The 26389-nt window shown below is 67.4% G+C and carries 26 protein-coding genes; 13 read left to right on the top strand and 13 right to left on the bottom strand.

Going from position 1 to position 26389, the window contains the following annotated elements:
- The first annotated feature begins 87 nt into the window (after window positions 1-87).
- Window positions 88-948: a DUF559 domain-containing protein gene (locus G341_RS0106570; RefSeq protein ID WP_018178319.1), complete on the top strand. Its 861-nt coding sequence runs from the start codon at window positions 88-90 to the stop codon at window positions 946-948.
- A gap of 37 nt (window positions 949-985) precedes the next feature.
- Here G341_RS0106570 and G341_RS0106575 read toward each other — a convergent pair whose 3' ends face one another.
- Window positions 986-1786: a helix-turn-helix domain-containing protein gene (locus G341_RS0106575; RefSeq protein WP_245556928.1), complete on the bottom strand. Its 801-nt coding sequence runs from the start codon at window positions 1784-1786 to the stop codon at window positions 986-988.
- A gap of 129 nt (window positions 1787-1915) precedes the next feature.
- Between G341_RS0106575 and cysD the strand changes: the two genes are divergently transcribed.
- The 3 genes from cysD to G341_RS0106590 are packed head-to-tail and all read left to right on the top strand — an operon-like array spanning window position 1916 to window position 5464.
- Window positions 1916-2830, top strand: a complete 915-nt coding sequence (gene cysD, locus G341_RS0106580) for a sulfate adenylyltransferase subunit CysD (protein WP_018178321.1) — start codon at window positions 1916-1918, stop codon at window positions 2828-2830.
- A complete protein-coding gene (gene cysC, locus G341_RS0106585; RefSeq protein WP_018178322.1) occupies window positions 2830-4704 on the top strand; it encodes an adenylyl-sulfate kinase in 1875 nt (624 codons plus the stop codon). Before cysD ends, cysC begins: the two co-directional genes overlap by 1 nt.
- 13 nt (window positions 4705-4717) lie before the next feature.
- Window positions 4718-5464 carry a 3'(2'),5'-bisphosphate nucleotidase CysQ gene (locus G341_RS0106590; RefSeq protein WP_018178323.1) on the top strand — a complete coding sequence of 249 codons (747 nt, stop codon included), beginning with the start codon at window positions 4718-4720 and terminating at the stop codon, window positions 5462-5464.
- A gap of 91 nt (window positions 5465-5555) precedes the next feature.
- Here the strand turns inward: G341_RS0106590 and G341_RS0106595 are convergent, their stop codons facing one another.
- The 4 genes from G341_RS0106595 to G341_RS0106610 form a co-directional block, all read right to left on the bottom strand.
- The gene (locus tag G341_RS0106595; protein ID WP_043450838.1) at window positions 5556-5999 is read right to left on the bottom strand and encodes a nuclear transport factor 2 family protein; all 444 of its coding nucleotides are present in this window, start codon (window positions 5997-5999) and stop codon (window positions 5556-5558) included.
- Window positions 6000-6090: 91 nt separating this feature from the next.
- Window positions 6091-7269, bottom strand: a complete 1179-nt coding sequence (locus G341_RS0106600) for a thiolase domain-containing protein (protein ID WP_018178325.1) — start codon at window positions 7267-7269, stop codon at window positions 6091-6093.
- Window position 7270: 1 nt separating this feature from the next.
- Window positions 7271-8326 (bottom strand): thiolase domain-containing protein, encoded by a 1056-nt coding sequence (locus G341_RS0106605; protein WP_187329167.1) that lies wholly within the window; start codon window positions 8324-8326, stop codon window positions 7271-7273.
- Window positions 8323-9327, bottom strand: coding sequence for a Zn-ribbon domain-containing OB-fold protein (locus G341_RS0106610; RefSeq protein WP_018178327.1), 1005 nt, complete (start codon window positions 9325-9327; stop codon window positions 8323-8325). Before G341_RS0106610 ends, G341_RS0106605 begins: the two co-directional genes overlap by 4 nt.
- 115 nt (window positions 9328-9442) lie before the next feature.
- On the opposite strand from G341_RS0106610, the gene G341_RS0106615 reads away from it, so the two are divergent.
- Window positions 9443-10480, top strand: a complete 1038-nt coding sequence (locus tag G341_RS0106615; RefSeq protein WP_018178328.1) for an LLM class F420-dependent oxidoreductase — start codon at window positions 9443-9445, stop codon at window positions 10478-10480.
- A 66-nt stretch (window positions 10481-10546) separates the two neighbouring features.
- On the opposite strand, the gene G341_RS23920 is transcribed toward G341_RS0106615, so the two are convergent.
- The gene (locus G341_RS23920) at window positions 10547-10786 is read right to left on the bottom strand and encodes a hypothetical protein (RefSeq protein ID WP_162140704.1); all 240 of its coding nucleotides are present in this window, start codon (window positions 10784-10786) and stop codon (window positions 10547-10549) included.
- Window positions 10787-10968: 182 nt separating this feature from the next.
- On the bottom strand, window positions 10969-12450 hold the full coding sequence (locus tag G341_RS0106630) for a cytochrome P450 (protein ID WP_018178331.1): 1482 nt from the start codon (window positions 12448-12450) through the stop codon (window positions 10969-10971).
- Between the two features lie 102 nt (window positions 12451-12552).
- Between G341_RS0106630 and G341_RS21260 the strand changes: the two genes are divergently transcribed.
- On the top strand, window positions 12553-13200 hold the full coding sequence (locus G341_RS21260) for a TetR/AcrR family transcriptional regulator (RefSeq protein ID WP_155826817.1): 648 nt from the start codon (window positions 12553-12555) through the stop codon (window positions 13198-13200).
- Between the two features lie 31 nt (window positions 13201-13231).
- On the top strand, window positions 13232-13648 hold the full coding sequence (locus G341_RS0106640) for a nuclear transport factor 2 family protein (RefSeq protein WP_018178333.1): 417 nt from the start codon (window positions 13232-13234) through the stop codon (window positions 13646-13648).
- A 75-nt stretch (window positions 13649-13723) separates the two neighbouring features.
- Here G341_RS0106640 and dinB read toward each other — a convergent pair whose 3' ends face one another.
- Window positions 13724-14968 (bottom strand): DNA polymerase IV, encoded by a 1245-nt coding sequence (gene dinB / locus G341_RS0106645; protein WP_018178334.1) that lies wholly within the window; start codon window positions 14966-14968, stop codon window positions 13724-13726.
- A gap of 98 nt (window positions 14969-15066) precedes the next feature.
- Between dinB and G341_RS21265 the strand changes: the two genes are divergently transcribed.
- Window positions 15067-15951, top strand: a complete 885-nt coding sequence (locus G341_RS21265; protein ID WP_018178335.1) for a rhomboid-like protein — start codon at window positions 15067-15069, stop codon at window positions 15949-15951.
- Between the two features lie 10 nt (window positions 15952-15961).
- Here G341_RS21265 and G341_RS0106655 read toward each other — a convergent pair whose 3' ends face one another.
- A complete protein-coding gene (locus G341_RS0106655; protein ID WP_018178336.1) occupies window positions 15962-16741 on the bottom strand; it encodes a crotonase/enoyl-CoA hydratase family protein in 780 nt (259 codons plus the stop codon).
- Between the two features lie 98 nt (window positions 16742-16839).
- Here G341_RS0106655 and G341_RS0106660 point away from each other — a divergent pair, with 98 nt between their 5' ends.
- Together G341_RS0106660 and G341_RS0106665 are read left to right on the top strand one after the other, a co-directional pair.
- Window positions 16840-18453, top strand: coding sequence for an acyl-CoA synthetase (locus G341_RS0106660; RefSeq protein ID WP_018178337.1), 1614 nt, complete (start codon window positions 16840-16842; stop codon window positions 18451-18453).
- 8 nt (window positions 18454-18461) lie between these two features.
- Window positions 18462-19613 carry an NAD(P)H-dependent flavin oxidoreductase gene (locus G341_RS0106665; protein ID WP_018178338.1) on the top strand — a complete coding sequence of 384 codons (1152 nt, stop codon included), beginning with the start codon at window positions 18462-18464 and terminating at the stop codon, window positions 19611-19613.
- A gap of 102 nt (window positions 19614-19715) precedes the next feature.
- Here G341_RS0106665 and G341_RS0106670 read toward each other — a convergent pair whose 3' ends face one another.
- From G341_RS0106670 to G341_RS0106685, 4 genes are read right to left on the bottom strand one after another with little or no spacing between them, the layout of a single operon-like run.
- Window positions 19716-20165, bottom strand: coding sequence for a hypothetical protein (locus G341_RS0106670; RefSeq protein ID WP_155826818.1), 450 nt, complete (start codon window positions 20163-20165; stop codon window positions 19716-19718).
- 60 nt (window positions 20166-20225) lie between these two features.
- Window positions 20226-21782: a long-chain-fatty-acid--CoA ligase gene (locus G341_RS0106675; RefSeq protein WP_018178340.1), complete on the bottom strand. Its 1557-nt coding sequence runs from the start codon at window positions 21780-21782 to the stop codon at window positions 20226-20228.
- Between the two features lie 5 nt (window positions 21783-21787).
- A complete protein-coding gene (locus tag G341_RS0106680; RefSeq protein WP_018178341.1) occupies window positions 21788-22897 on the bottom strand; it encodes an acyl-CoA dehydrogenase family protein in 1110 nt (369 codons plus the stop codon).
- A 34-nt stretch (window positions 22898-22931) separates the two neighbouring features.
- A complete protein-coding gene (locus tag G341_RS0106685) occupies window positions 22932-24116 on the bottom strand; it encodes an acyl-CoA dehydrogenase family protein (RefSeq protein ID WP_018178342.1) in 1185 nt (394 codons plus the stop codon).
- 154 nt (window positions 24117-24270) lie between these two features.
- Here G341_RS0106685 and G341_RS0106690 point away from each other — a divergent pair, with 154 nt between their 5' ends.
- The 3 genes from G341_RS0106690 (at window position 24271) to G341_RS0106700 (ending at window position 26362) form a co-directional block, all read left to right on the top strand.
- Window positions 24271-24462 carry a ferredoxin gene (locus G341_RS0106690; protein ID WP_018178343.1) on the top strand — a complete coding sequence of 64 codons (192 nt, stop codon included), beginning with the start codon at window positions 24271-24273 and terminating at the stop codon, window positions 24460-24462.
- Between the two features lie 101 nt (window positions 24463-24563).
- The gene (locus G341_RS0106695) at window positions 24564-25451 is read left to right on the top strand and encodes a 3-oxoacyl-ACP reductase (protein WP_018178344.1); all 888 of its coding nucleotides are present in this window, start codon (window positions 24564-24566) and stop codon (window positions 25449-25451) included.
- A 146-nt stretch (window positions 25452-25597) separates the two neighbouring features.
- Window positions 25598-26362 (top strand): MlaE family ABC transporter permease, encoded by a 765-nt coding sequence (locus tag G341_RS0106700; protein WP_026303336.1) that lies wholly within the window; start codon window positions 25598-25600, stop codon window positions 26360-26362.
- Window positions 26363-26389 lie beyond the last annotated feature (27 nt).

A 26389-nucleotide genomic window follows, 5' to 3' on the forward strand; every position in this document is an offset into this window, starting at 1 on the left:
TAACCGCGCAGACTCGGGTGACCCGGTTATCCACAGACCGCGAATTGGGGCTGGTGGCGCGGGGCTACTCATCTGACGATGTTCGATATGTCCGAAAGTACGAGTATCGAGCCTCGGGCCTGCGGCGTCTATTCGACGGCACACCTGCTGGGCTGGGGAGTCGATCACAGCAGACTCCGTCGACTGGTCGACGACGGGCAGCTGATCAGACTTCGGCAGGGTTGGTATGCCGAAACCGCCGCCGACCCCGCGGTTGTCGCCGCGGTCCGGGGCGGCGGAGTGCTCAGCTGTCTGTCAGCACTGCGCATGTACAAGATCTGGGTGCCACCGACCGATGCGGTGCACATCCGCCGGTCGACTCACCGGAGGCCGCGTCTGGGTGTCTCCTGTCACGGATTCGGAGCCCAGCCTCGTCTGAGCGATCCCGTTGACTCCGTTCTGGTCGCATTCGGTGGCGCGGCGCGCTGTCTTGCCGGCGGCGCGCGACGCGACTGTGAACTGCTGGTCGCCATCGCCGACTCCATTCTCAACGGCACGGTTCTGACGTCGGCGGATCTCCGTGGCGCCGTGGCGGCGGCCCCACCACGGATTCGACGATTGCTGGATCTGTGTGACGGTACGGCGCAGGCCGGGACCGAGTCGTTGACGCGGATCCGCCTCCGGTCGTTGAACATCGTCGTGCGGACGCAGGTGGTGATACCCGGCGTGGGCCGCGTCGATCTGCTCGTCGGTGAGCGGTTGATCATCGAGTGTGACAGCCGCGCCCACCACACCGCCGCGACCAACTATCAGGAGGACCGACGGCGAGACCGCGCCGCATTGGCCGCCGGATACCTCGTCCTGCGGGTGACCTATGCCGATGTGATGTACCGCTGGGAGGAGGTGCTGGCCGACATCCTGAAACTGATTCGTCGGCACGATCATCGATCAACCAAACATGCGCGCTGAGCGTGATGGCATCCGCCGTTGGCGGTCGACCTGACTGTCAGTGCGCAACTTCGGAAAGCTGATCTGCGGCCGCCGCCACCGCGGCGCCGATCCGCTCGATCTCCGCGGCCGGCAGCGTCGCGTCTGGGCAGGCCACCAGCGATGCGACGACCGCGCCATCGTGGCGAATGGGGGCGGCGATGGTGGCGGCGGCTATCGCGTCGCCGGTGAGTTCGTGCCCCAGATAATCGATTTCGATCAGCTGGCTGAGCAGGTCGCCGATCTGATCGCGGATCGAGGAGCTGCTCATCGGGGCGATCGCGTCGAGGAGCTGACCGGCGTCCTGGGCGAGTCGCTCGATCGCGTAGCCGCGGGCGCGGATCGCGTCGAGGGCGAGCCCGAGGCGACTGCGAATCGCCGGTGGTGCGTCGGCGATCCATTCCTCGCGATCGGCGGCGGGCTCCCAGGCGACGAATTCGCGGCATACGGGCGGCCGCAGCCGGAGGCGTCGGCCGCGGCGGATCCAGTCGGACAGTGGTTCGCCGACCAACTCGGCGACCTCGACGACGTCTTCCTCCCGGATCGCGAGGAAGACCGGGATATCCAGTTCCTGCGCGAGTTCTCGCGCCGCGCGCGCCCCCGACCGACGCAGCGGGAACGCCGCGTCGATGCGGTCGGCCAGCCGGGCCAGTCCTTGGCCGATGCGGTATGCGCCGTCCTCGCGGATGGTCCAGCCGTCGACTGTCAATTGCTGCAGAACGGCGTGTGCCGTGGCCCGTGACATGCCCGTGTGCCGGACGATGTCGGCGAGTGGCAGGGCGACATCCGGTGATGCACAGAGGAGTTCGATCACCTTCACCACCCGCGTGGTCGGAGGTGAGGGTTGACGATCGGGGTCCGATCCGATTAACGTTCCTGTCACATATTCGAACTTTAATGTCGAATATTCGACAAGTCAAGTTGATAGCCAAACCAAAGGGATGGATGGATGGCCCAGCAGAGCTACGAGTTGTCGCATCTGGCGGCGCTGGAAGCGGAATCGGTACATATCTTCAGAGAGGTCGCCGCGACGTTCGAGCATCCCTGCATGCTCTTCTCGGGCGGCAAGGACTCGGTGGTGATGTTCCACCTGGCGCGGAAGGCCTTCTGGCCGGCGCCGGTGCCGTTTCCGTTGATGCACGTGGACACGGGCCACAACTTCGACGAGGTGATCGAGTACCGCGACCGCATCGTCGAGCAGACCGGGGTGCGCCTGGTGGTGTCGCATGTCCAGGACGACATCGACGCCGGCCGCGTGGTTGAGCAGACGGGTGTCGGCGCGAGCCGCAACCGGCTGCAGACCGCCGCGTTGCTGCGCGGCATCACCGAGAACCGGTTCGACGCCGTCTTCGGCGGCGCGCGCCGGGACGAGGAGAAGGCCCGGGCCAAGGAGCGGGTGTTCAGCTTCCGTGACGAGTTCGGCGCCTGGGATCCCCGCGGCCAGCGACCGGAGCTGTGGAATCTCTACAACGGTCGGCATCACCGCGGTGAGCACATCCGCGTTTTCCCGCTGAGCAACTGGACCGAGCTGGACATCTGGCAGTACATCGAGGCCGAAGAGATCGAGCTGCCCAGCATCTACTACTCGCATAAGCGCGAGGTGGTGCCCCGCGACGGCATGCTGCTGGCGAAGACCAGGTTCCTGCAGGTCGCCGAGGGTGAGACGTCGTACATGGAGACCGTGCGGTTCCGCACCGTCGGCGACGCCACCTGCACCGGCTGCGTCGAGAGCGATGCCGACACCGTGGCCAAGGTGATCGAAGAGGTCGCCGCCACCCGAGTCACCGAACGCGGCGCCACCCGTGCCGACGACCGAATCTCTGAATCCGGAATGGAAGACCGCAAGAAGGAAGGCTACTTCTGATGGCCCGCAGTGACACAGCGGTGACGCGCTCCGCGCGCAAGGAACTGCTGCGCTTGGCAACGGCAGGCAGCGTCGACGACGGAAAGTCGACCCTGATCGGCCGACTGCTCTACGACAGCAAGAGCATCTTCAGCGATCAGCTGGAGTCGATCGAACGGGCCAGCTCCGAGCGCGGCGACGAGTACGCCAACCTCGCACTGCTCACCGACGGCCTGCGCGCCGAGCGCGAGCAGGGCATCACGATCGATGTCGCCTACCGCTACTTCGCCACGCCGCGAAGGAAATTCATCATCGCCGATACCCCGGGCCATGTGCAGTACACGCGCAACATGGTGACCGGCGCGTCGACCGCCGACCTCGCGCTGATCCTCATCGATGCACGCAAGGGCGTCCTGGAGCAGACGCGTCGCCACGCGTTCCTGTCGTCGCTGCTCGGAATTCCGCACCTGGTGCTGTGCGTCAACAAGATGGACCTGGTCGATTGGTCGCAGGCGCGGTTCGAGGAGATTCAGGACGAGTTCAGCGCGTTCGCCAGCAAGCTGCACGTCAGCGACCTGTCGTTCATCCCGGTGTCGGCCTTGCAGGGCGACAACGTCGTCGACAAGTCCGAGAACATGCCCTGGTACCAGGGATCGTCACTGTTGCACCACATCGAGGAGGTGCATATCGGCTCGGACCGCAACCTGACCGATGCGCGGCTCCCGGTGCAGTACGTGATTCGCCCGCAGCGCAGCGATGGGTCCGACCACCGCAGCTACGCCGGCACGGTCGCCGGCGGAACTTTCAAGCCCGGCGACGAGATCGTGGTGCTGCCAAGCGGATTCAGCACCAAGGTGGCGGAGATCTGGGGCCCGGGCGGCAGCCGGATCGAGGAGGCGTTCCCACCGATGGCGGTGACGATGTCGCTCGAGGACGAGATCGACATCGCGCGCGGCGAGATGTTCGCCCGCCCGAACAACCGGCCGAACGTCGCCCGCGATCTGGACGCCATGGTCTGTTGGTTCTCCGACGACACCGAGCTGCGGCCGGGCAATCGGTACACCATCGCGACCACCACGCGAGACAGCAAAGCGGAGATCACCGGGCTCAACTACCGGCTCGATGTCAACTCGCTGCATCGTGACGAGAACGTAACGGCCCTGTCGCTCAACGAGATCGGGCGACTCACGCTGCGCACGCAGCAGCCGCTGATGTTCGACGCATACAGTCGCAACCGCGACACCGGCAGCTTCATCCTGGTCGACGAGGCCACGAACAAGACGGTCGCCGCGGGCATGATCAATGGCACGGTGCGGCCCGATTCGAATGTGGTGTGGCACAAGTCGGCGATCACCCGCGACCAGCGTCCGCACTCGGGCGCCACGGTCTGGCTCACGGGTCTGTCGGGTTCCGGCAAGTCGTCGATCTCGGTCGAACTGGAGCGTCAGCTGGTCGCCGCCGGACGCCCGGCCTATCTGCTGGACGGCGACAACCTGCGGCACGGCCTCAATGCCGATCTCGAGTTCACCGACGACGATCGTCGCGAGAACATCCGCCGCGTCGCCGAGGTGGGCGCGCTGTTCGCCGACTCCGGTGCGGTCGCGATCATTTCGCTGATCAGTCCGTTCGCCGAGGAGCGCGGCAATGCGCGGCGGACGCATATCGACAAAGAACTGCCGTTCTACGAGATCTTCGTCGACACTCCGATCGAAGACTGCGAGCGACGCGATCCGAAGGGGCTCTATGCCCGTGCTCGCGCCGGTCAGATCGCCGATTTCACCGGCATCGACTCGCCGTACGAGCGGCCGTCGCATCCGGATCTGACCGTCACGCCCGATGATGGCGACCCGGCGACGATCGCTGAGATGATCATCCGGAACCTGGGGCTGGCATGAGTGGGGTAGACGCATGAGTACCGATATCGAGTTGGCCGGCGAACTGGCCACGGCCGCCGGCGAATTGCTGATGACGATTCGCGGCGAAGGGCTGACGGGCAAGGAGCTCGGCAAGGCGGGGGACCAGCGGTCCAACGCGTTCCTCCTGGAGAGGCTGGCCGCCGAGCGGCCCGACGACCGGGTGCTGTCCGAGGAATCTTCCGATGACAAGCGCCGGCTGACGGCCGATCGGGTGTGGATCATCGACCCCCTGGACGGCACCCGCGAATACGGGATGGGCGGTCGGGCCGACTGGGCGGTGCACGTCGCACTGTGGGAGCGCGGCGACCTGACGGTCGGTGCCGTGGCGCTGCCTGCGCTGGGCCCGACCTATGTGTCGAACGCCGAACCGGTTGCGCCGCAAGAGGGCGTCGCACCGCCGCGGAACGGCATGGCCCGGGTTGTGGTCAGCGGCTCGCGGCCGCCCGAGTTCGCGCAGGCCGTCGCCGACGCGCTGGACGGCGAGCTGACCTCGGTCGGCTCGGCGGGTGCCAAGACGATGGCGGTGTTGCGCGGTGAGGCCGACGCGTATGTGCACGCCGGCGGGCAGTACGAATGGGATTCGGCCGCCCCGGTCGCGGTCGCGCGGGCAAAGGGACTGTGGTGCAGCCGGATCGACGGCTCGCCGCTGATTTACAACCAGGACGACGTCTACTTGCCCGACCTGGTCGTCTGCCGGCCGGAGCTCGCCGAGAAGGTGTTGGCGACGATCGCCGGCTAGGTCGTTACTGGGAGCGTGAACCTGGAAAGGCGCCGTGGACGATATGTCCACGGCGCCTCGCTATCGTCACGTTCCCAGTCGCGCGGGCGACTCAGTCCGCCTTGCGTACCGACTTCATCGTGGCCTCGACCTCCCAGAAAGCGCGCAGCGCAACCAGTTTGCCCTCGTCATTCGCCCGATAGGTGAACACGCCGCGGGCCTCGGAGATGTGTCCGGCGATATGCGTGACGATCTTGCCGATGTAGGCGACCTCGTTCCCGCAGATGATCTCCTCGTCGAATTGGAAGTCCAGCTTCGTGGTGGGCGCGATCGCCTTGTCCCAGAACGCCGCGATCGCCTCCTTGCCGCGATGCCCCACGCCCTCCTCGTCGAAGAGCGACGGACCCACCGGATCCTCGACGATCCCGTCGTCGGCGAAGTTGTCCAGCCAGCCCTGCTTGTCGCGGGCCTCGACCATGTCGCGCGAGCGGCGGCCGACGATGACGCCGGGCGCGTTCTCGCGATCGATGTTCAGGTAGGCGGGTTGATCAGACATCAATGTCTCCTTCGTGTTCGGGCCGATCGGGCTCACTCTCGCACGCACCGACGGTCGATAGGCGGGGCCGTCCCGGCTGGTGGTCCGGCGATCAGTGCTCGGGCTTGTCGGCCCCGACGAGCCACATCGAGTAGTACTGGGAGCCGCCGCCGTAGGCGTGACCGATCGCCTTGCGGGCGCCGTCGACCTGGTGGTCGCCGCCCTTGCCGGTGACCTGGATGGCGGCCTCGGCGAAGCGGATCATGCCCGATGCGCCAATCGGGTTGGAGGACAGCACGCCGCCGGAGGCGTTGACCGGCAGCTTGCCGCCGATTTCGGTCTCGCCGGCCTCGGTGAGCTTCCAGCCCTCGCCCTCCGGCATGAATCCGAGGTTCTCCAGCCACATCGGCTCGAACCAGGAGAAGGGGACGTAGATCTCCGCGGCGTCGATCTCCTCGAGCGGATTGGTGATGCCACCGGCCTTCCACAGCGCGGCCGCCGCATTCCGGCCGGCCAGCGGGCTAACCGTGTTGCGGTGGCTGTAGCTCAGCGGCTCGGTGCGCATCGCGGTGGCATGCACCCAGGCCACCGGAATGCCCTGGGCCACCGCATCATCTGCGGCCTGCTCGTCGCCGATGACGACGGCGCAGGCGCCGTCGGAGGACGGGCAGGTCTCGTCGAACCGGATCGGATCCCACAGCATCTGCGACTTCATCACCGACTCGACGGTGATGTCGGGCTGGTGCAGGTGCGCCAGCGGGTTCTTGGCGCCGTTGCGCCGGTCCTTGGTGGCGACGATCGCGCCGATGTGTTCGGGGGCACCCGACTGGCGGATGTACGAGCGCACGTGCGGGGCGAAGTACCCGCCCGCGCCGGCGCCGACCGGCATGGTGAACGGCACCGGAATACTCAACGCCCACATGGCATTCGATTCCGACTGCTTCTCCCACGACACCGCCAGCACCCGGCGGTGCACGCCCGAGGTGACCAGTGAAGCGGCGACGTTGGCGGTCGATCCGCCGACCGAGCCGGCGGTATGCACGCGGATCAGGCGCTTGCCCTCGGCGCCCAGCGCCGCGGCCATCGCCAGTTCCGGCATCATCGAGCCCTCGAAGAAGTCGGGGGCCTTGCCGACGACGATCGCGTCGATGTCATCGAATCCGACCTGGGCGTCGGCCAGCGCCTTGTCGATGGCGTCGCGGCACAGGCCGGCCATCGAGACGTCCTTGCGCTTGGCGACGTACTTGGTCTGCCCGGTGCCCAGCACCGCGGCGCGATAGCGTCCGGCCATGTCAGTTGGCTCCTTCGGTTGCAGTGCTGGACATTCCGACGACCATGTTCTGCTGCAGCAGCGGGCCGCCGGTGGCGTGCGCCAGGGTGCGATCGGCGCCGCCCTGGGTGATCGCGGTGGCCGCGTAGCCGATGCGCTCGAGGCCGGCCGAGAACATCGGGTTGGCCGCCAGGGCACCGCCGGACGGCGTGATGTTCACCGAATCGGGCAGACGCAGCGCCGATTTCACGATCAGCTCCTGATGCGTATATGGCGTGTGCAGTTCGGCCACATCGAACGAGCGGTCGGAACCGAGTGCCGTGTCGCCGGCCAGCGCCGTCGACGGCGAGGCGGTCAGATCGCGGGCACCGAAGTTCGGTGTGTCGATGCGGTGGTCCCAGCCGGTGATCCAGGCGGGACGCGCGACGAGCTGCTTGGCCCGTTCGGCCGAGGCCAGGATGACGACCGCGGCGCCGTCGGTGTATTGACCGATGTCATGCGCGCGCAACGGATTCGCGACGTAGTCCGAGGCCAGGAGGCTCGCGGCGTCGCCGCCACGCACCCGGGCGCCGACCGCGGCCATGTCGGCCTCGGTCCAGGCTCCGGAATCGATGCCGGCCCGAGCCTGCAGCCCGGCCAACGACCGGGCGTCGGCCCAGAGCGGCGCCACCGTGTACGGGTCGGTCTGCATCGCAAGGGTGCGGTCCATGTCGCCGGCCGACGGTTTGCCGAAGCCGTAGGCCAGGGCCAGGTCGACCTCGCCCGTCGCGATCTTCACCCACGCCTCGTACAGCGCCCAGGCGCCGTCCATCTCGACATGCGATTCGTTGATCGACGGCGTCGCGCCGATCGAGTCGATCGCCGAGATGAACGAGAAGGCGCGGCCGGCAAGGTAGTCCGACGACCCGGAACACCAGAAGCCGATGTCCTCGCGGCGGATGCCGAGTTCGGCGTACAGCTTCTGGAAACAGGGGACCAGCATCTCGACGCCGTTGGTGGTGCCGGACGACTCGGCCACGTGCTCGCTGTGGGCGAAGCCCACGACCGCAATGGGCGGCACTGCTTTATCGCTACTCACAGGTGATCCTTGTAGGTCTCGTAGTCCGCGTCCGGCTCACCGGTCGGACGGAAATGGCTGATGTTGCGCAGGGTGTAGTCCCACTCGGCCTCGGGTCGCCACACGGCCTCGATGCGCATGCCCATCCGCACCTCGGAGGCCTCGACGTCGAGGATCAGGTGCAGAAACGGAATGTCGGCCCCGTCGAGCAGCACATACGCCGCGACATACGGCGGCTTGATCTGCTGGCCCAGGAACGGAACGTTGACGATGCAGAAGGTGGTGACGATTCCCTTGTCGGACACCTCGACCGGCTCCATGCCGGGCACACCGGTCTTGGGGCTGGTCTCGCGGCCGGGGACATAGACCTCGTTCTCGACGGTGCGAGTGCCGATGATCTTGCCCTCCTTGAGGCCGCGCAGGTAGGCGGATTCGGGGGCGGTCGCGCTGTGCTTCACGGTCATCGACACCGGCGTGACGACCATCGTCCCGGCGTCCTCGCCGAGTTCGGCGGTGTTCGCCGGTACGTCCGCGGCGGTGTCGCCGGGCACGAAGTAGGCGATGTCGGTGACGAGGCCGGTGCGCTGGGCCGACCACTCGGCCCGCACCCGCATGCCGGTGCTGAGCTGGTCGGCCGAGTCGGCCTTGATCACGTGCAGCAGGTCGGTGTCGGCGCCGTCGAGGCGAATCAGCGCCCAGCCGAACGGTTCGGCCAGCGCCTGCCCCTCTTTGGGCTCCGGCTGCCACGACCAGGACTTCACGGTGCCCACCGGGGCGACTGTGACGAATTCGGTTGTGGCGGCGTGAGTCACCGGGTCGTATTCGCTGGGTGGCACGAACACGCGGCCGTCGCTGGCGCGCGAGCCGATGATCTCCCCGGCGATCAGGCCGCCGGCGAATCGGCCGAGCACCGATCCCAGCGAACGTGTGTAGTCGAAGGCGTTGGTGAGCGGGGCCGTCAGGTTCTCCTCGGCGGGCGGGGGAACCGGTGCGACGGCGGTCTCGAGGTACGAACTGGTCACACTCCAACTAGAACACGTTCTAGTATTGGTGCGCAAGGGTGGCCCTGCCGGGCACCCCGGAGCCGGACGGATCCCCGGGATCGGGTCGGCTTTCCGCACGTGATGAGGAGTTGGAATGAAGCTTGGTCTGCAACTCGGGTACTGGGGCGCCGGTCCCATCGGAGGCGCTCCTGAACTGATCGCGGCCGCCGAGGAGTCGGGATTCGACGCGGTGTTCACCGCCGAATCGTGGGGCAGCGACGCCTACACCCCGCTGGCTTGGTGGGGTGCGGCGACCGAACGGATCCGGCTCGGCACCGCGGTGGCGCAGCTGTCGGCGCGGCCGCCGACGTCGTTGGCGATGCATGCGCTGACGATCGACCACCTGTCGGGCGGCCGGCACATCATCGGACTCGGCGTGTCCGGGCCGCAGGTCGTCGAGGGCTGGTACGGCGAGCCGTTCGCCAAACCGCTCGCCCGCACCCGCGAGTACGTGCAGATCGTGCGGGAAGTGCTGGCGCGCGAGGGCAAGGTCGTCAATGCCGGCCCGCACTACCCGTTGCCCTACCCGGCCGACGCTCCCGGCTCCACGGGCCTCGGCAAGTCGCTGAAGCCGATCACCCACCCGCTGCGCGCCGACATCCCGATCTGGCTGGGCGCCGAAGGGCCGAAAAACGTTGCGCAGACGGCCGAAATCGCCGACGGCTGGCTGGCGATCTACTACACGCCGCGGCTGTCGAAGCAGTACGAGGGCTGGCTCGCCGAGGGGCTGTCGCGGCCGGGTGCCCGGCAGACGCGCGAGACCTTCGAGGTGGCGGCTACCGTGCAGGTCGTCATCACCGACGACATCCCCGCGGCGATCGACGCCTACCGCCCCGCGACCGCGCTGTACGTCGGCGGAATGGGCGCCAAGGAGAAGAACTTCCACGCCGATCTGTACCGCCGGATGGGCTACGAGCGGGAGGTTGACCGGATCGGTGAGCTGTTCCTGGCAGGCAAGAAGGCCGAGGCGATCGCGGCCGTGCCGGACGAGATGGTCGCCGAGACGATGATCGTCGGACCGAAGGAGAAGGTCCGCGACGAGATCGTGCGCTGGGAAGAGGCCGGCGTCAGCATGCTGATGGTCACCGCCCGGACCCCGGACCTGATCCGCGGCCTGGCCGAACTGGTCTAGCCGCCGGTCGTTCGGCCGATCGCCGTCTACGACGCGTGTCGACCGTCTGAACGAGTTCCGGCGGAATCAGTCAATGATCGTGACGTCGGCCGATATCGTCCGGAATATGGCGAACATACGGTGCAGAGCCGGTTCAATCACGGCGACGATCGCCGTCATGATGGCGATCGTCACCGCATGTGATTCGGGATCGACGACGGCAAAAGATGATTGCCCCGCGCCTGCCGGGGATTCGATCACGCTGCGCGCCAACGCCACGCCGGCGCAGGAGGTCGCCGGGGGCCGCGTCGGGTTGTCCTCAGCCACCGACACCGAGGCGGTGCTCTATCGAGATCCCGGCCCGCCCAAGGAGATCCGGGTGAAGGTCGGTGACTCCTTCGAGGTGGGTCCCGTCCGGTATCGACTGCTCGCGGCGTGCTCCGTACATCCGCCGAGGGAACAGCCTGGTTCCACCCGCGCGATCGCCTATATCCGGGCCGAATGAGCGATCAGCGAGTCGCCGCAGCGTGATTCGTACCGGTGTGGCTGGTGGCCGCCGGTGCGCGCGGAGTCAGGTCGAGCCGGAATCCGCGCGGCATCAGCGTCAGCCGCTCGTCGATCTTCAGCTGATAGCCCGGATCGCCGGACATGTTGTAGCGGTGCAGGATTCGGGCCAGCACCAGCACCGCCTCGTGCAGTGCGAACTGGCGGCCGATGCAGGCCCGCAGCCCGGCCCCGAACGGCTTGTAGGAGTGCGCGGGCCGGGCCTTGACGTTCTCCGGCAGGAACCGGTCGGGATCGAAACGCAGCGGGTCCGGCCACACCGCCGGATCTCGGTGGACCCCGCCCAGCCCGATCAGCGCGAAATCGTCCGTGGTCATGCGGTACTTGCCGGCGATGACGGTGTCGGCGCGCGGCATTCGGGCGAATCCCGGGACTGTCGGCCACAGCCGCAGCCCCTCATCCAGCACCCGTCGGATGTAGCGGAACTTCGCGACCTGCTCGTAGGCGGGTTCGGCGTCCCGGTCGGCGCCGAGGATCTCGTCGGCCTCGGCCTGCGCCCGGGCCAGCACCTCCGGGTTGCGGGACAGGAAGTACAGCGCGAACGAGAGTGCGCCCGAGGTGGTTTCGTGCCCGGCGATCATGAACGTGAGGATCTGCCGACGGATGTTCAGATCGTCCAGATGGGCGCCGGATTCGGAATGCGTCGCGTTCAGCATGATCCCGAGCAGATCGTGCGTGCTGGTGTCACCGGAGTTGCGGCGCTGTGCGATCAGATCATCGAGCATGGATTCGACATAGGCGAGATGTTCGCGATTGCGGAAGTCGAGGACCGAACCGAGCAGCCGTTTCGGTAGCCCGGGCGGCAGCGTGCCCTTGGCCATCGAGGTGCGCAGCGCGGCCACCATCGCGGGTACGAAGCGGTGCGGCTCGGCGTTCTTGAACGACCCGAAATCGTGGCTGAAGGCCGTGCGGCTGATGGTCTCCATCGTCAGCTTGGTCATGTCGCCGGAGATGTCGCCGCGTCGCAGCGGCGCGCCCGCGCCGGTGGCGCTGGAGTCCCAGTAGTCGAATAGTTCGTCGATCGCCGCGAGCATGGTGGCGTGGTAGGTCTGCATCGCCGACTTGGTGAAGGCGGGCATCAGGAGATCGTGCGCCAGTTGCCAATTCGGTTCGTCGTTGTAGGCGGTGAACAGGCCGTCGCCGCCCAGTTCGCGTAGCGCGTTGATCACCGGGGTCGGGGCCTTCTGGAACCGGGTTTCGTCGCATAGTTCGGCGGCGACGTCGGCGCCGATGACGAACACCAGGCGCCGCGGTCCGACCTTGGCCTCGAAGATCGGTCGGAGCTCGTCCACCCGTTCGAGCATCGTCTGCACCAGCCCGTCGCGGAGCATCGACGGTCGGACGTCGCCGATCAGCGGCAATCGACCGGCCGGGTGCGGGAACTGCTGCTCAGACCAGCGGTTGCCGAGCGTGCGCATCTCCGTCATCGGGACTCCTGCCGAGCGGGCCGCAGAGCGGCGGCTATTTGACTCACGTTCAGTAATTCAGCCTGGCGTTCTACTGGCTTGGTGTCAAGTAGCATTTGTTCCGTGGCAACCCGTGTTCGTATGCGTCCCGATGAACGGCGTCAGCAGCTGCTCGACCTCGGGGCTGAGCTGTTCGCGACGCAGCCGTATGAGGACGTGCACATCGAGCGGGTGGCCGAGTTGGCCGACGTGTCGCGAGGGCTGCTCTATCACTACTTTCCGAACAAGCGAGAGTTCTTCGGGCAGTTGCTGGTTCGGGAGAGCCAGCGCGTCCAGGAGCTGACCGCGCCGGACCCGTCGCTGCCACCGTTGGACCAATTGCGCAACGGCCTGGACGCGTTCCTCAACCATGCCCGCAAGAATCGACACGGCGTCCGGGCGATCCATCGGGGCAGTCTCTCCGGCGACCCCGAGGTGCAGGAGATGCTGGCCGAGGGCAATCGGATGCAGGAGGACCGGATCCTGTCCGTCCTGGTCCCGGAGGGGACGCCGGCGCCGCTGCTGCGGATGTGCGTGCACGGCTGGATCGTCTTCACGCGCGAGATGTGCGACGAGTGGATCGAGGCCGATGCCGATCCCGTCGAGGTGTCGCAGGAAGACGTCGTCAGCGCCTGCGTCAACGCATTCGTCGGGATGATGCTGGGCCTGCCCGACCATGCCCGGCCGCCGGGCGCCGCGGAATTGCTCGCCGCCGCGACCGGAACCGCGTGATCGACCGAACCGAACGAATCAGGGGTTGTTGATGGATGCTGCTGTTCTCGCCGATCGTCTCGCGATCGCGGACGTTCTGACCAGCTACACGGTCGCGATCGACACCGACGACTGGGATCGGCTCGACACGGTATTCACCGAGGACGCTGAGATCGACTATTCCGAGTCGGGCGGGCAGGTCGGCCGCTTTCCGGAGATCAAGAAATGGTTGGCCGAGACGCTGCCGATGTTCATTCGCCGGCAGCATCAGCTGGGTCAGCTGGATGTCCGGTTGGACGGCGACAGTGCCACGGTCGCAGCGTATTTCATCAATCCCATGGTCTATCTGGTGGACGGCGAGGAGCGCATGTTCGAATGCGGCGGCGTGTACCACCACGAGATGGTGCGGACCCCGGCCGGCTGGCGCAGTCGGAAGCTGCACGAGCAGTTGGTCTGGCGCCGCGCCTGACGGTCGTCTAGGTGGCGCAGCCGGCTGGCGCAGTCGGAAGCTGCACGAGAAGTTGGTCTGGCGCCGCGCCTGACGTCAGTCGGGCAGCAGCGGGACATGCAGCCCGGGATCGCGGCCGAGGTGGACGCCGCGGGTGAGTGATTTGCCGCCGAACCGGTCGCGGACCTGATCCATTGCGGCATCGAGCGCATGTCGGTCGGGCTCGTCGCCGAAGGGGAGCTCGGGCTGATCGCCGCCCGAACCGGGGAAGTTCGAGACGGCCACGCCGACCAGGGTGACGCCGCGTTCGGCGATGAGCGGTCGAACGGACGAGAGCAAGTCGAGGGCGGTGTCGCCGATCGTCGCGGTGTCCGCGGTGGGGCGGGCCATGGTGGCCGACCGAGTCGCCCGGCCGAAATCGGTGAACCGCAGACGCAGCGTGACGGTGCGGCCGACCCGTCCCGCGGCGCGCATGCGACCGGTGACCCGATCGACCAGGAGCAGCAGCGATTCTTCGGCGGTGCCCTCGGGGTGGATGCCGTCGCGATTCGGTCCCCAGCCGATGGCCCGTTGGGCACCAATCGATTTCCGTCGGCGACCGGTCTCGACCCGCCGTGGATCCTGCGCCCAGGCGAGCGCGTGCAGATGCCGGGCGGTGCCGGGACCGACGAGGGTCGCCAGCTGTCGCTCCGGTAGCCGCGCCAGTTGGCCGACATGAGTGATGCCGCCGTCGTGCAGCTTGCCGGCGGTCACCGCGCCGACGCCCCACAGTCGCTCGACCGGCAGCGGATGGAGGAAGCGGAGTTCGCGGTCGGGCGGAACCTCCAGCAGCCCATCGGGTTTGGAGACCGCGCTGGCCACCTTGGCGAGGAACTTGCTGCGGGCGATGCCGACGCTGATCGGCAGTCCGACCTCGCGGGCGACCCGCTGCCGCAACGTGGTCGCGATCTGCGCCGGCGGGCCGACCAGGCGGCTGAGCCCGCGGACGTCCAGGAAGGCCTCATCGACGCTGATGCCCTCGACCCACGGCGTGGTGTCGCGGAAGATCTCGAACACGGCGGCGGACGCATCCGAGTAGGCGGACATCCGCGGCCGCACGAAGATCAGATCGGGGCACAGGGCCTGGGCCTTGCGGCCGGGCATCGGTGTCCGCACCCCGCACGCCTTCGCCTCATAGCTGGCCGCGAGCACCACCCCGCCGCCGACAGCGACCGGTCGGCCGCGCAGGCCAGGGTTGTCACGTTGCTCGACCGAGGCATAGAAGGAGTCCAGGTCGGCATGCATGATCGACGCGTCGGCACGCGTGGCGATCCTGCGACGATGAGAGCCGGACACGAACATATGTTCGCATTGCGGTCCGACATCGATCGGCTGCGGCTCCCAGGGAACTCCCAGCGTTCGCCGATGGCGCTCCCGGATTGGGCGCGTGTCATGAAGTCATGAACACAGCCGCTGCACCGCAAGTCCCGGCGCTGTCCCTCGGGACCGTCCGGAGGTTCGTGATGCGGACGCCCGTCACCGGCGTCTTCCTGGCGGTCCTCACGCTCATGCAGGTGGTGTGGACCTACGCCAGCCCGGTGTTTCTCGATCGGATCGTCGCCGTCGCCAGCACCAACGTCGACAACCTCACCTCGGGCCGACTGTCGACGCTGATCACCAGCGCCTTCGTCCTCGATGATGACCACGCCTGGGTACTGCTCCCGCTGGTCGGTGCGGCCCTGGCGGCCGGCGAATTGCTGTGGGGCTCACGCAAACTGCTCGGAATCTTCGTGGCCGGTCATGTCGGCGCGACGCTCATCGTGTTCGTGGGCCTCGTCGCCGGAACCCACCTCGGGTTGTTGTCGAGCTCGGTCGACAACGCCGCCGACGTCGGCATCAGCTACGGCCTGGCGGCGGTGATCGGCGCGCTGGCATACGAGATGCCACGTCGGTACGGCGCGATCTGGACGACGGCGTGGATCGGGCTCGTCGCGATCGCACTGGTGGCCGCACCGTCGTTCACCGCCTGGGGCCATTGCGTCGCGCTGGCGTTGGGGCTCGCGGTGGGGGCGATGCTGGCGGACCGTCACGGTCGGGCCGACCGGCGGCTCGCGAACCTGTCGGGGGACCTCGGGCTCGGCGTCGTGATGACGACCGCGGGATTTGCGGTCTCGATGGCCGCGGTCATCGGCTTCCTGGAGATCGCCGATAGCGCGAGTATCCCGTCGCTGGCGGTGGTCACGGTCGGTTTCGGGACCGCGGTCGCGGTCGCCGCAGCCAGTGGTCGGCCGCCGCAGTCGGCCGCTGTCGAGACGCTCGACGGCGACCGTCTGGTGGGTGTCTGAGCCGGCGCGACTACTCGCCGGTGAATTCGGGGGTCTTCTTCTCCGCGAACGCCTTCGGGCCGATCTTCGCGTCCTTGGACATGAAGACCTGCATTCCGAGCGGCATCTCGACGCCGAAGGCGTCCTTCTCGGCCATACCCTCGGTGTCGCGGATGGTCTTGAGGATGTTCTGCACGGCGAGCGGCCCGTTCTTGGCGATCTGGTCGGCGATCTCGAGCGCCTTCTCCAGTGCTCCGCCGTCCGGGACGACGTAGCCGACGAGACCGTACTCGAGGGCCTCCGCGGCGCTGATGTGGCGACCGGTCAGCAGGATGTCGGCGGCGATGGTGTACGGAATCTGCCGCACGAGCCGAACGGCGCTGCCGCCCAGGGGGAACAGGCCCCAACGGGCTTCGGACACGCCGAACTTCGCGCTCTCGCCGGCCACCCGGATGTCGGTCGCCTGCAGGATCTCGGTGCCGCCGGCGATCGCCGGGCCCTCGACGGCCGCGATCAGCGGCTTGTTCAGCCGGCGGCCCTTGAGGAGCGCGTCAAGTGCGTTGCGGCTCTTCTCGTTTCCGACGTCCTTGCCGGGGGCCGAGGAGTTCATCGCCTTCAGGTCGGCGCCCGCGCAGAAGTAGCCGCCGGCCCCGGTGAGGACGGCGACGCGGATCTCGGGATCGCTGTCGACCTGATCCCAGGCCTCGTTCATGATCGCGAGCATCTCGCTCGACAGCGCGTTACGCGCCTCCGGACGGTTCAGCGTGACGATCAGGACGTGGCCGCGCTTCTCGATCAGGGCGTGTGGCATGAGTGCCTCTCTTGACTGCCGTGTTGGCGTGATGTGGGTCTCAAAGGACCGCCAATGAGACGGTTGATCAAAACGGTAACACGTTCTAATTTATGCCCATGGCCTTCAACATTGCAGACCTCATCGAGCATGCCGTCGATCTGGTGCCCGACCGCACCGCGCTGGAGACCGACGGCCGCAGTGAGACGTATCAGGAGCTCGATGAGCGGGCGAACGCGCTGGCCAACAAGCTGCGCGAGCTCGGTGTCGCACCGGGGGAGACGGTCGGTCTCTACAGCCGGAACACCATCGAATCGGTCGAGTCGATGGTCGCGATCTTCAAGGCCCGCGCGGTGATGGTGAACGTCAACTTCCGCTACGTCGAGGCCGAGTTGGAGCACATCTTCACCAACTCCGACATGAAGGTGCTCTTCTTCGAGCGCCGCTACGCGGAGAAGGTCGCCAACGTGCTGCCCAAGGCACCGAAGCTGACGAAGGCGATCGTGATCGAGGACGGCTCGGACGTCGAGGTCACCTTCGATGCCATCGCCTTCGAGGATGCGATCGCCGGCAGCTCGCGCACCCGCGACATCGAAGAGCGCTCCGGCGACGACCTCTACATGCTCTACACGGGCGGCACCACGGGGCTGCCCAAGGGCGTCGTCTGGCGGCAGGAGGATGTCTGGCGCGTCCTCGGCGGCGGCATCGACTGGTACACGGGGACCCCGCTGGCCGACGAGTGGGTGCTCGCCAAGCAGGGTGCCGAGGCCGGCCAGCTGGTGCGCTTCCCGATCCCGCCGTTCATTCACGGCGGCTCGCAGTGGGCGGTGTTCCAGGCGCTGTTCGCGGGCGGCAAGGCCATCATCTACCCGGAGTTCAGCGGGCACGGAACGTGGGAAATCGTTGAGCGCCATGGCGTCAACGTCATCTTCATCACCGGCGACGCCATGGGCCGGCCGATGATCGATGCGCTCCTGGAGAAGGAGTACGACGTGTCGACCGTGTTCTCGGTGGCGTCGTCGGCCGCGCTGTTCTCGCCGAGCGTCAAGGACCAGTTCCTGGAGAAGATGCCGAACCTGATCCTGGTCGACGCGATCGGTTCGTCCGAGACCGGCTTCGGCGGGCTCGGCACCGCGTCCAAGGGCGAAACCCACACGGGCGGACCGCGAGTCAAGATCGACTCGTCGACGGTCGTGCTGCGCGAGGACGGCTCGATCATCGAGCCGGGGTCGCCCGATGTCGGCATGCTCGCGCGGTCGGGCCACATCCCGCTGCGCTACTACAACGATCCGGAGAAGAGCGCCAAGACCTTCAAGGAGATCAACGGCGTGCGGTACTCCATCCCCGGCGACTTCGCCCGAGTGGAGGAGGACGGCACCGTCACGATGCTCGGCCGCGGATCGGTGTCCATCAACTCCGGCGGTGAGAAGATCTACCCGGAAGAGGTCGAGGCCGCGCTGAAGATGCATGACGACGTTTTCGACACCGTGGTCGTCGGTGTTCCGGACGAGCGCTGGGGCAGCCGCGTGGCCGCGGTGATCGCCACCCGGGACGGACTCAAGCCGCCGCTCGCCGAGATCAACGAGGTCGCACGCAAGGACATCGCCGGCTACAAGTGCCCGCGCAGCGTGTGGTTCGTCGACGAGATCAAGCGCTCGCCGGCCGGCAAGCCCGACTACCGCTGGGGCAAGGAAATCACCGAAGCCCGCCCGGCAGATGAAGAATTGAACTAGGAGAAAACGTGAAAACCGTTCTGACCGAACGCTTCGGGATCGAGTACCCGATCTTCGGCTTCACCCCGTCCGAGCATGTTGCCGCCGCCATCAGCCGCGCCGGCGGCCTCGGCGTGCTGGGCTGCGTCCGCTTCAATGAGGCCGAGGAGCTCGATGGGGTCCTCGAATGGATGCATCAGAACACCGACGGCAAGCCGTTCGGTGTCGACATCGTCATGCCGGCCAAGATCCCGACCGAGGGCAGCAAGGTCGACCTCGACGCGATGATCCCGCCGGAGCATCGGGCCTTCGTCGAGCGGACACTGGAAGACCTTGGCGTGCCGCCGCTTCCGGACGGCAGCCGGATGAACACCGGCGTGCTCGGTTGGCTGCATTCGGTGGCCCGGTCGCATGTCGACGTCGCCATGGAGCATGCCGACAAGTACGGGCAGATCAAGCTGATCGCCAACGCTCTCGGCTCGCCGCCGGAAGATGTAATCGCCAAGTCGCACCAGCACGGTGTGCAGGTCGCGGCGCTGGCCGGCGCCAAAGAGCATGCCCTGAGCCATGTTTCGGCAGGCGTCGACCTGGTGATCGCGCAGGGCCACGAGGGCGGCGGCCACACCGGCGAGGTCACCTCGGTGGTGCTCTGGCCGGAGATCGTCGATGCCATCAGCGGCGTGAAGACCACCAGCGGCGAGAGCGCCGAGGTGCTAGCCGCCGGCGGTGTCGGCAGCGGCCGGCAGATCGCCGCGGCGCTCGCGATGGGTGCGGCCGGTGTCTGGATGGGCACCTACTGGCTGACCGCGCAGGAGTACCAGCTGGGCCACCGTGGTGCCGGTCCGTCGACCGTGCAGCAGGCGCTGCTGAACGCGACGTCGCGGGACACCGTGCGCACCCGGATCTACTCGGGCAAGCCGGCGCGGCTGCTCAAGACCAAGTGGACGCAGGCCTGGGAGGCCGCCGGAGCGCCTGAGGCGTTGCCGATGCCGCTGCAGAATCTGTTGGTCGGCGAGGCGCATGCGCGCATCTCGGCGTCCGACGATCCTGAGGTCGTCGCGATGCCGGCCGGTCAGATCGTGGGTCGGATGAACGCGATCACGCCGGTCGAGGACCTGATCAACGGTCTCGTCTCGGAGTACACGGCGGCCGTCGAGCGCCTGGAGCGGACGCTGCGGTAGTCGCCGTTACTCAAACCGTGCTCATAGCGAGGGGCCGTGAACGTATCGTCCGCCGGACCTCGCTATGAGCACGGTTTGAGCAACTCTTGAATCCAGCCCGCGTCAGTACATGTCGCACATGGTCAGAATCCGGGTCACGACGACCGGGACGCCGAGTGCCGCGGCCAGCGCCCGCACGTCCGGCATCCGGTGTTTCATGGAATCCAGGCCGAATCGGCGCCACTTGCCCTCGATGATGGCGTGAATGGCGAAATCGTCGTGATTGCCCCAGTAGTGCTGCCGCGCGAAACCGGAACTCGTCCAGTGTTTTTCGTCGCCGCTCGGCTGCACGACGGCGAGCTTCTCCCGCACCACCAGGACGTAGGGGCCGTTGGGGAATTCGTTGTAGTACGTGCCCCGCGTGTCCTCGCCCGTCGGCAGCAGTCGTGGATCGATTCCACCGGTCGCGCGAGACCCGATGAAGACGTGAGCGAGGGTTTCGTCGTGATCGGTCGCGAGCAGGTCGGGACCGGCCTCAGCCATCGCTGCCAGCCCCAGAGGTTCTGGTGGCATGACTATTTCTACCGCACCGCGATCGCCGCCGGGGTGCCGCGCTGCCTGGCCGGATCGGTGCTACGCGGGAACGTAGCGTCGATCTGCAGTGAGCTGCCACCAGCCCGGACCGCCGGCGCCCTCGGCCTTCAGGACGCGCTTGAGCACCTTGAAGGTCTCCGTGCGCGGTAGATCGTCGGCGACGCGCACGAACTTCGGCCACTGCTTGGGGCCCAGGTCCGGCTGCGCGGCAAGGAAGTCGGCGAGATCATCGGGTGTCAGGCCGTCAGCGACGAGCGATGCCACCAGGTCGTCGCCGACCTCGGCGCGGACGCCGTAGACGGCGGACAACCGGATTCCGTCGTGCCGCATGAGAATCCGCTCGATCGGCCCGGTGCCCATGTTCTCGCCGTCGACGCGAACCCAGTCGCCCAGTCGGCCGGCGAAGTAGACATAGCCGTCGGCATCGACGTATCCGAGATCGCCGGAGTGGTACATGCCGCCGCGCATCCGCTCGGCGTCCGCCTCCGGATTGTTGTAGTAGCCCGTGAAAGCGCCCGCGCCGCCGGTGTTCACGAGCTCTCCGACCGCGGCCGACTCGTTGAGCAGCCGGCCGTCCGCGTCGAATTCGGCGATCGGGCAGGGCTCCCCGGTCTCAATGTCGAGGATCGCGTTGGGCGCCACCAGCGGACCCAGCGCCTCATCCGGGGTGTCCGGGGTGCGGGTGATGGCCACGCCGCCTTCGGTGGAGCCGAAACCGTCGACGATGCGGATACCGAACCGCCGGGCCATCGCGGACAGATCGCCGGGGGCCGCCTCGTTGCCGTACATGATCTTCAGCGGATTGTCGGCGTCGTCGGGCTGCTCGGGAGTCGCCAGGATGTAGGCGAGCGGCTTGCCGACGTAGTTCGCGTAGGTGGCGTTGTACTTGCGGATATCCGGCAGCCAGCCGGACGCGGAGAACTTGCGGCGCAACGCGATCGACGCCCCGGCGGCGACTGCCACCACCCAACCGGCGATCAGCGCGTTCGAGTGGAACATCGGCATCGCCAGGAATGCGGTGTCGGCCGGACCGAGCCCGAACCGCTGCGAGAGCATCTCACCGGCCGCCGCGAACTTGGCGTGATCGCACTGCACGGCCTTCGGGTCGCCGCTGGTGCCGGAGGTGAAGATGAGGGTGAACAGCTGTCGTGGGTCGGTGTCCGGAAACCGCACCGGCGCATCGGAGTTGTGATCGAGCGCGGCCTGCCATTCCGGTGAGTCGACGTTCAGCACATCGACGCCGGTGACGCCGTCGAGCAGGTCGGCCGTGGCATCCTCGACGATCACCAACTGGCAGTCGGCGGTGGCCATGTCGGCCGTCAGGGCCGCGCCGCGGCGGGTCGGGTTGAGTCCGACGAGCACCAGCGACTCCATCGCGGCGGCCGCGAGCAGATAGCTGAACTCGGGGATGTTGCCGAGCAGCACCGCCACGTGCGGCGGGCGGTCGACGTCGAGACGCGCGGCCACCGCCGCCCCGCGAACGGCCGAGAGCCGCAGGTGTTCTCGCCAGCTGACGAAGTCGTCCTCGAAGTACAGTCCCCGGTCGTCGACGTCGGCCAGCGGCGCCAGCAGCTGCGAGACGGTGGTGCGCGACACCGTGATCAGGCGGGTTCGGCGGCGAGCTGGGCGCCCAGACGCCGCAGGTGCGCGGTGCCGGAGCCGAGGCTGAACTCGTTCTGCTTGGCGGCCAGGAAGTATCGGTGCACCGGATGGTCGGTGTCGATACCGACGCCGCCGTGCACATGCACGGTGGTGTGCGCGACCCGATGGCCGGCGTCGGCGGCCCAGAACTTGGCAGTCGCCAGTTCCTTGTCCGCGCTGCCGTTTTCGCCGAGCAGCCAGGCGGCCTGCAGCGTGGTCAGTTTGAGTCCGCGGACATCGATGTAGCCGTCTGCCAGCCGCTGCGCCACAGCCTGGAACGAACCGATCTTCTTGCCGAACTGCTCGCGTTCGCGACCGTAGGTCGCGGTCAGCGCGAGGGCCTGCTCGAGGACACCGGTCTGGTCGGCGCAGAGCGCGAGCGTCAGGCGATCGACCACGAAGCCGTTGGTCTCGGCACCGCCGAGGATCCGCGAATCATCCAGGGACACACCGGACAGCTCGACCGTCGCTGCCGAGGTCAGGCCGGTCACCCGGGTCGGGGTGATGGTGACGCCGGCGTCGCCGGGCAGCACGATGAACACCCGCGGGCCGTCCGGGCCGTGGGCGCTGACCAGCAGGCCGTCGGCGACGTCGGCGTAGGCGACCTCCACCTTGGTGCCGTCCAGCCGCCAGCCGCCGTCGACGGGCCGGGCGGTGGTGGCCGGGTTGTGCGGGTCGTCGTTCAGGTCTTCATCGACGGCGACCGCGAACACTTTGGCGCCGGTGCCGATGTCCGGGAGCCACTCGCCCTTCTGGGCATCGCTGCCGAATCGGGCGATGGCCGGTGCGGCGACGATTGCGGTGGCGCCGAACGGGACTCGGGCGAGCGCGCGGCCGAGTTCTTCGGCGACGGCGCAGTTCTCCACCACGCCCAGCTCGCTGCCGCCGTGGGCCTCGGCGATCTCGATGCCCAGCAGGCCGGATCCGGCCAGCTGCGCCCAGAGGGCGTCATCGAAGACGCGTGGCGCCTTCTCGAGTTCGAGCAGGCGGTCGGTGGTCACCAGCTTGCCGGCGATGTCGCGGGCCAGTCCGGCGAGCGCGGTGGCCTCTTCGGTGAGAGAGAAGTCCATGAGAGTCAGTCCTTTTGAGTGAAGAGGGGCGCGATTACCGGGCGGCCGGGGGCTGGCCGAGCGCCATCATGGCGATGATGTCGCGCTGCACCTCGTTGGTGCCGCCGCCGAAGGTCAGGATCAGTGAGGACCGGTGGAACCGCTCCAGCCGACCGGCCAGATGCGAGCCGGGGGCGCCGCGGCGCAGGGTCGCGGTCGGGCCGACGACCTCCATCAGCAACCGGTAGGCCTCGGTGGCGAACTCGGTGCCGAACACCTTGGTCGCCGACGCGTCGGCCGGAGTGGGGGACGAGCCCGCCGCCTCCGACGCGATCTTCCAGTTGATGAGCTTGAGGAATTCGACCTTGGCATGCACCTTGGCCAGGTTCAGCTGCACCCACTCGGCGTCGATGACGCGCTGGCCGCGGGCGTCCTTGGTGTTCTGCGCCCATTCGATGGTCTCGCGCAGTGCGGTCTGGATCGGCGCCGCGCTGCACAGCGCCACGCGCTCGTTGTTGAGCTGGTTGGTGACCAGCGGCCAGCCGCCGTTGAGGCCGCCGACCAGAGCCGACGACGGCACGCGCACATCCTGGTAGTAGGTGGCGCTGGTGTCGACACCGGACATGGTGTGCACTTCGGTGTAGCTGAAGCCCTCCGAGGAGGTCGGCACGATCAGCATCGAGATGCCCTTGTGCTTCTTGGCCTCCGGGTCGGTGCGCACGGCGAGCCAGATGTAGTCGGCGTACTTGATCAGCGACGTCCACATCTTCTGGCCGTTGATGACGAAGTCGTCGCCGTCTGGGACCGCCGAGGTGCGCAGCGACGCGAGGTCGGTGCCGGCGCCCGGCTCGGAGTAGCCGATCGAGAAGTGGATCTCGCCGGCTGCGATACCCGGCAGGAACTTCTGCTTCTGCTCCTCGGTGCCGAAATGCATGATCGTCGGCGCGACCGAGTTGATCGTCAGGAACGGCACCGGCACGCCGGCGATGGCCGCCTCGTCCGTGAAGATCAGCTGATCCATCATCGGTCGGGCCTGGCCGCCGTACTGCTCGGGCCAGCCCAGGGCCAGCCAGCCGTCCCGGCCGAGATCGCGGACGATCTCCCGGTAGGTATTGCCTTCGCCGTATTCGCCGCTGTCCGAAGCCATGGCCTCGCGGCGTTCGGGCGTCATCAGCTTCTCGAAGTAGGCGCGTAGCTCTTGGCGCAGCGCCTGTTGTTCGTCGGTGTACGCGATGCGCATGTGAAGCTCCCAGTTGATTCGAACCCGTGAGACGATGGATGGTGATGCAACACACGCCGACATACGGGTCGGTGTGGCGCGCCTCTATAACACGTTCTAGCGTGTTGGGTAGTGCCCCGTCAATCGGGCGGGGCCCGAGCGGGAAGGTCGTCAAATGCGTATCAAAGCCGACTTCGATCTCTGTGAGTCCAATGCCATCTGCGTCGGCATGGCCCCCGACGTGTTTGACCTCGACGACAACGACTACCTGGTCATCCTGCAGGAGGAAGTTCCCGCCGACCGTGTCGACGAGCTGCGTCAGGTCGTCGCCAACTGCCCCAAGTCGGCGCTGTCGCTCGAGGAGTGAGCCGGCGGCCCATGAACTGGGTCGACCGCCCCGATTGGACGCAAAGTAGGAACAAGTTCTAGTCTGCTCTTCGAGCGCACGACGTGAGGGAGAGCACACTGATGAGCGATTTGTCCGGACGGGTAGCGGTAGTCACCGGAGCCGGCGCGGGCCTCGGCCGTGCCGAGGCCATCGGCCTGGGCCAGCTGGGCGCCACGGTGGTCGTCAACGACCTGGCGGGCGCGCTGGACAAGAGCGACGTGCTCGACCAGATCGCCGCGGTCGGCGGCAAGGGAGTCGCCGTGGCCGGTGACATCTCCGATTCGAACACTGCGACGGCGATCATGACGGCGGCCACCGAGCACGGCGGTCTCGACATCGTCATGAACAACGCGGGCGTCACCCGCGACAAGATGCTTTTCAACATGTCCGACGACGAGTGGGACCTGGTCATGAAGGTCCATCTGCGCGGTCATTTCCTGCTCACCCGCAATGCGGCGACCTACTGGCGCGCGCAGTCCAAGGCGGCCGGCGCACCGGTCTACGGCCGCATCATCAACACGTCCTCGGAGGCCGGCCTGCTCGGCCCGGCCGGCCAGGCCAACTACGGCGCCGCCAAGGCGGGCATCACGGCGCTGACGCTGTCTGCGGCGCGCGCCCTGAGTCAGTACGGTGTGCGCGCCAACGCGATCTGCCCGCGCGCTCGAACCGCGATGACCGAGAACGTCTTCGGCGATGCGCCGACCGATGGCATCGATCCGTTGTCCACCGACCACGTCGTCACGCTCGTGCAGTATCTGGCCAGTCCGGAGTCGGCCAACGTGACCGGACAGGTCTTCGTCGTCTACGGTCCACAGGTGACTCTGATGGCCGCGCCAACGGTTGCCCAACGGTTTGCCGCGGACGGTGACGCCTGGGACCGCGAGGCCCTATCCGATGCTTTGACCAGCTATTTTTCTGAGCGCGACCTAGAGGAAGGCTTTTCCGCAAAGGCAGCGCTCGCGGATTGATGGCCGGGTACTATCTTTTCAGAATCAGCCACCAAGCACTTGCTTGGTTTTGACGCGCCTAGGCGAGTTGGACACATGTTAAGTTTGCCAGGCGGTAGGCGCGGGACACGTCCGTCGTTCGTATTCACCGGTGTAAGGAGTGGTGCGTGAGTTCCAGGCTTGCCACGCCGTTCGAAGCCGCCGGTGATTTCGTTGCGTTGGGTGTGGACGCGGCACGCGCGTTGCTGCGTCGGCCGTTTCAGATGCGCGAGACGGTCGAGCAGAGCTGGGCCATCGCCCGCGTATCCATGGTCCCGACCGTCCTGGTCGCGATCCCCTTCACCGTTCTGGTCAGCTTCACCCTGAACATCCTGCTGCGCGAGATCGGCGCGCAGGACCTCTCGGGCGCGGGTGCCGCGCTCGGCACCATCACGCAGATCGGCCCGATCGTCACCGTGCTGATCGTCGCCGGTGCCGGCGCCACGGCCATCTGCGCCGACCTCGGCGCCCGGACCATCCGCGAGGAGATCGACGCGCTGCAGGTGCTCGGCATCGACCCGATCCACCGGCTGGTGGTTCCCCGCGTCATCGCGTCGACCCTGGTGGCCGTGCTGCTCAACAGCCTCGTCTGCACCATCGGCCTGGGCGGCGGCTTCGTCTTCTCGGTCTACCTGCAGGACGTCAACCCCGGCGCATTCATCGCCAACCTGACGCTGCTGACCGGGCTTCCGGAGCTCGTCATCTCAATGGTCAAGGCCGCACTGTTCGGCCTATTCGCCGGACTCGTCGGCTGCTACCGCGGCCTGCACGTCAAGGGCGGCGCCAAGGGCGTCGGCGACGCGGTCAACGAGACCGTCGTCTATTCGTTCATGGCGCTGTTCGTGGTGAACGTCGTCGTCACCGCAGTCGGCCTGAAAGCGACGGCCGGATGAGCCGGCCGCAGCCGGTGGGGGCTGACA

The organism is Jongsikchunia kroppenstedtii DSM 45133, from assembly GCF_000380485.1.
Taxonomy (GTDB): domain Bacteria; phylum Actinomycetota; class Actinomycetes; order Mycobacteriales; family Mycobacteriaceae; genus Jongsikchunia; species Jongsikchunia kroppenstedtii.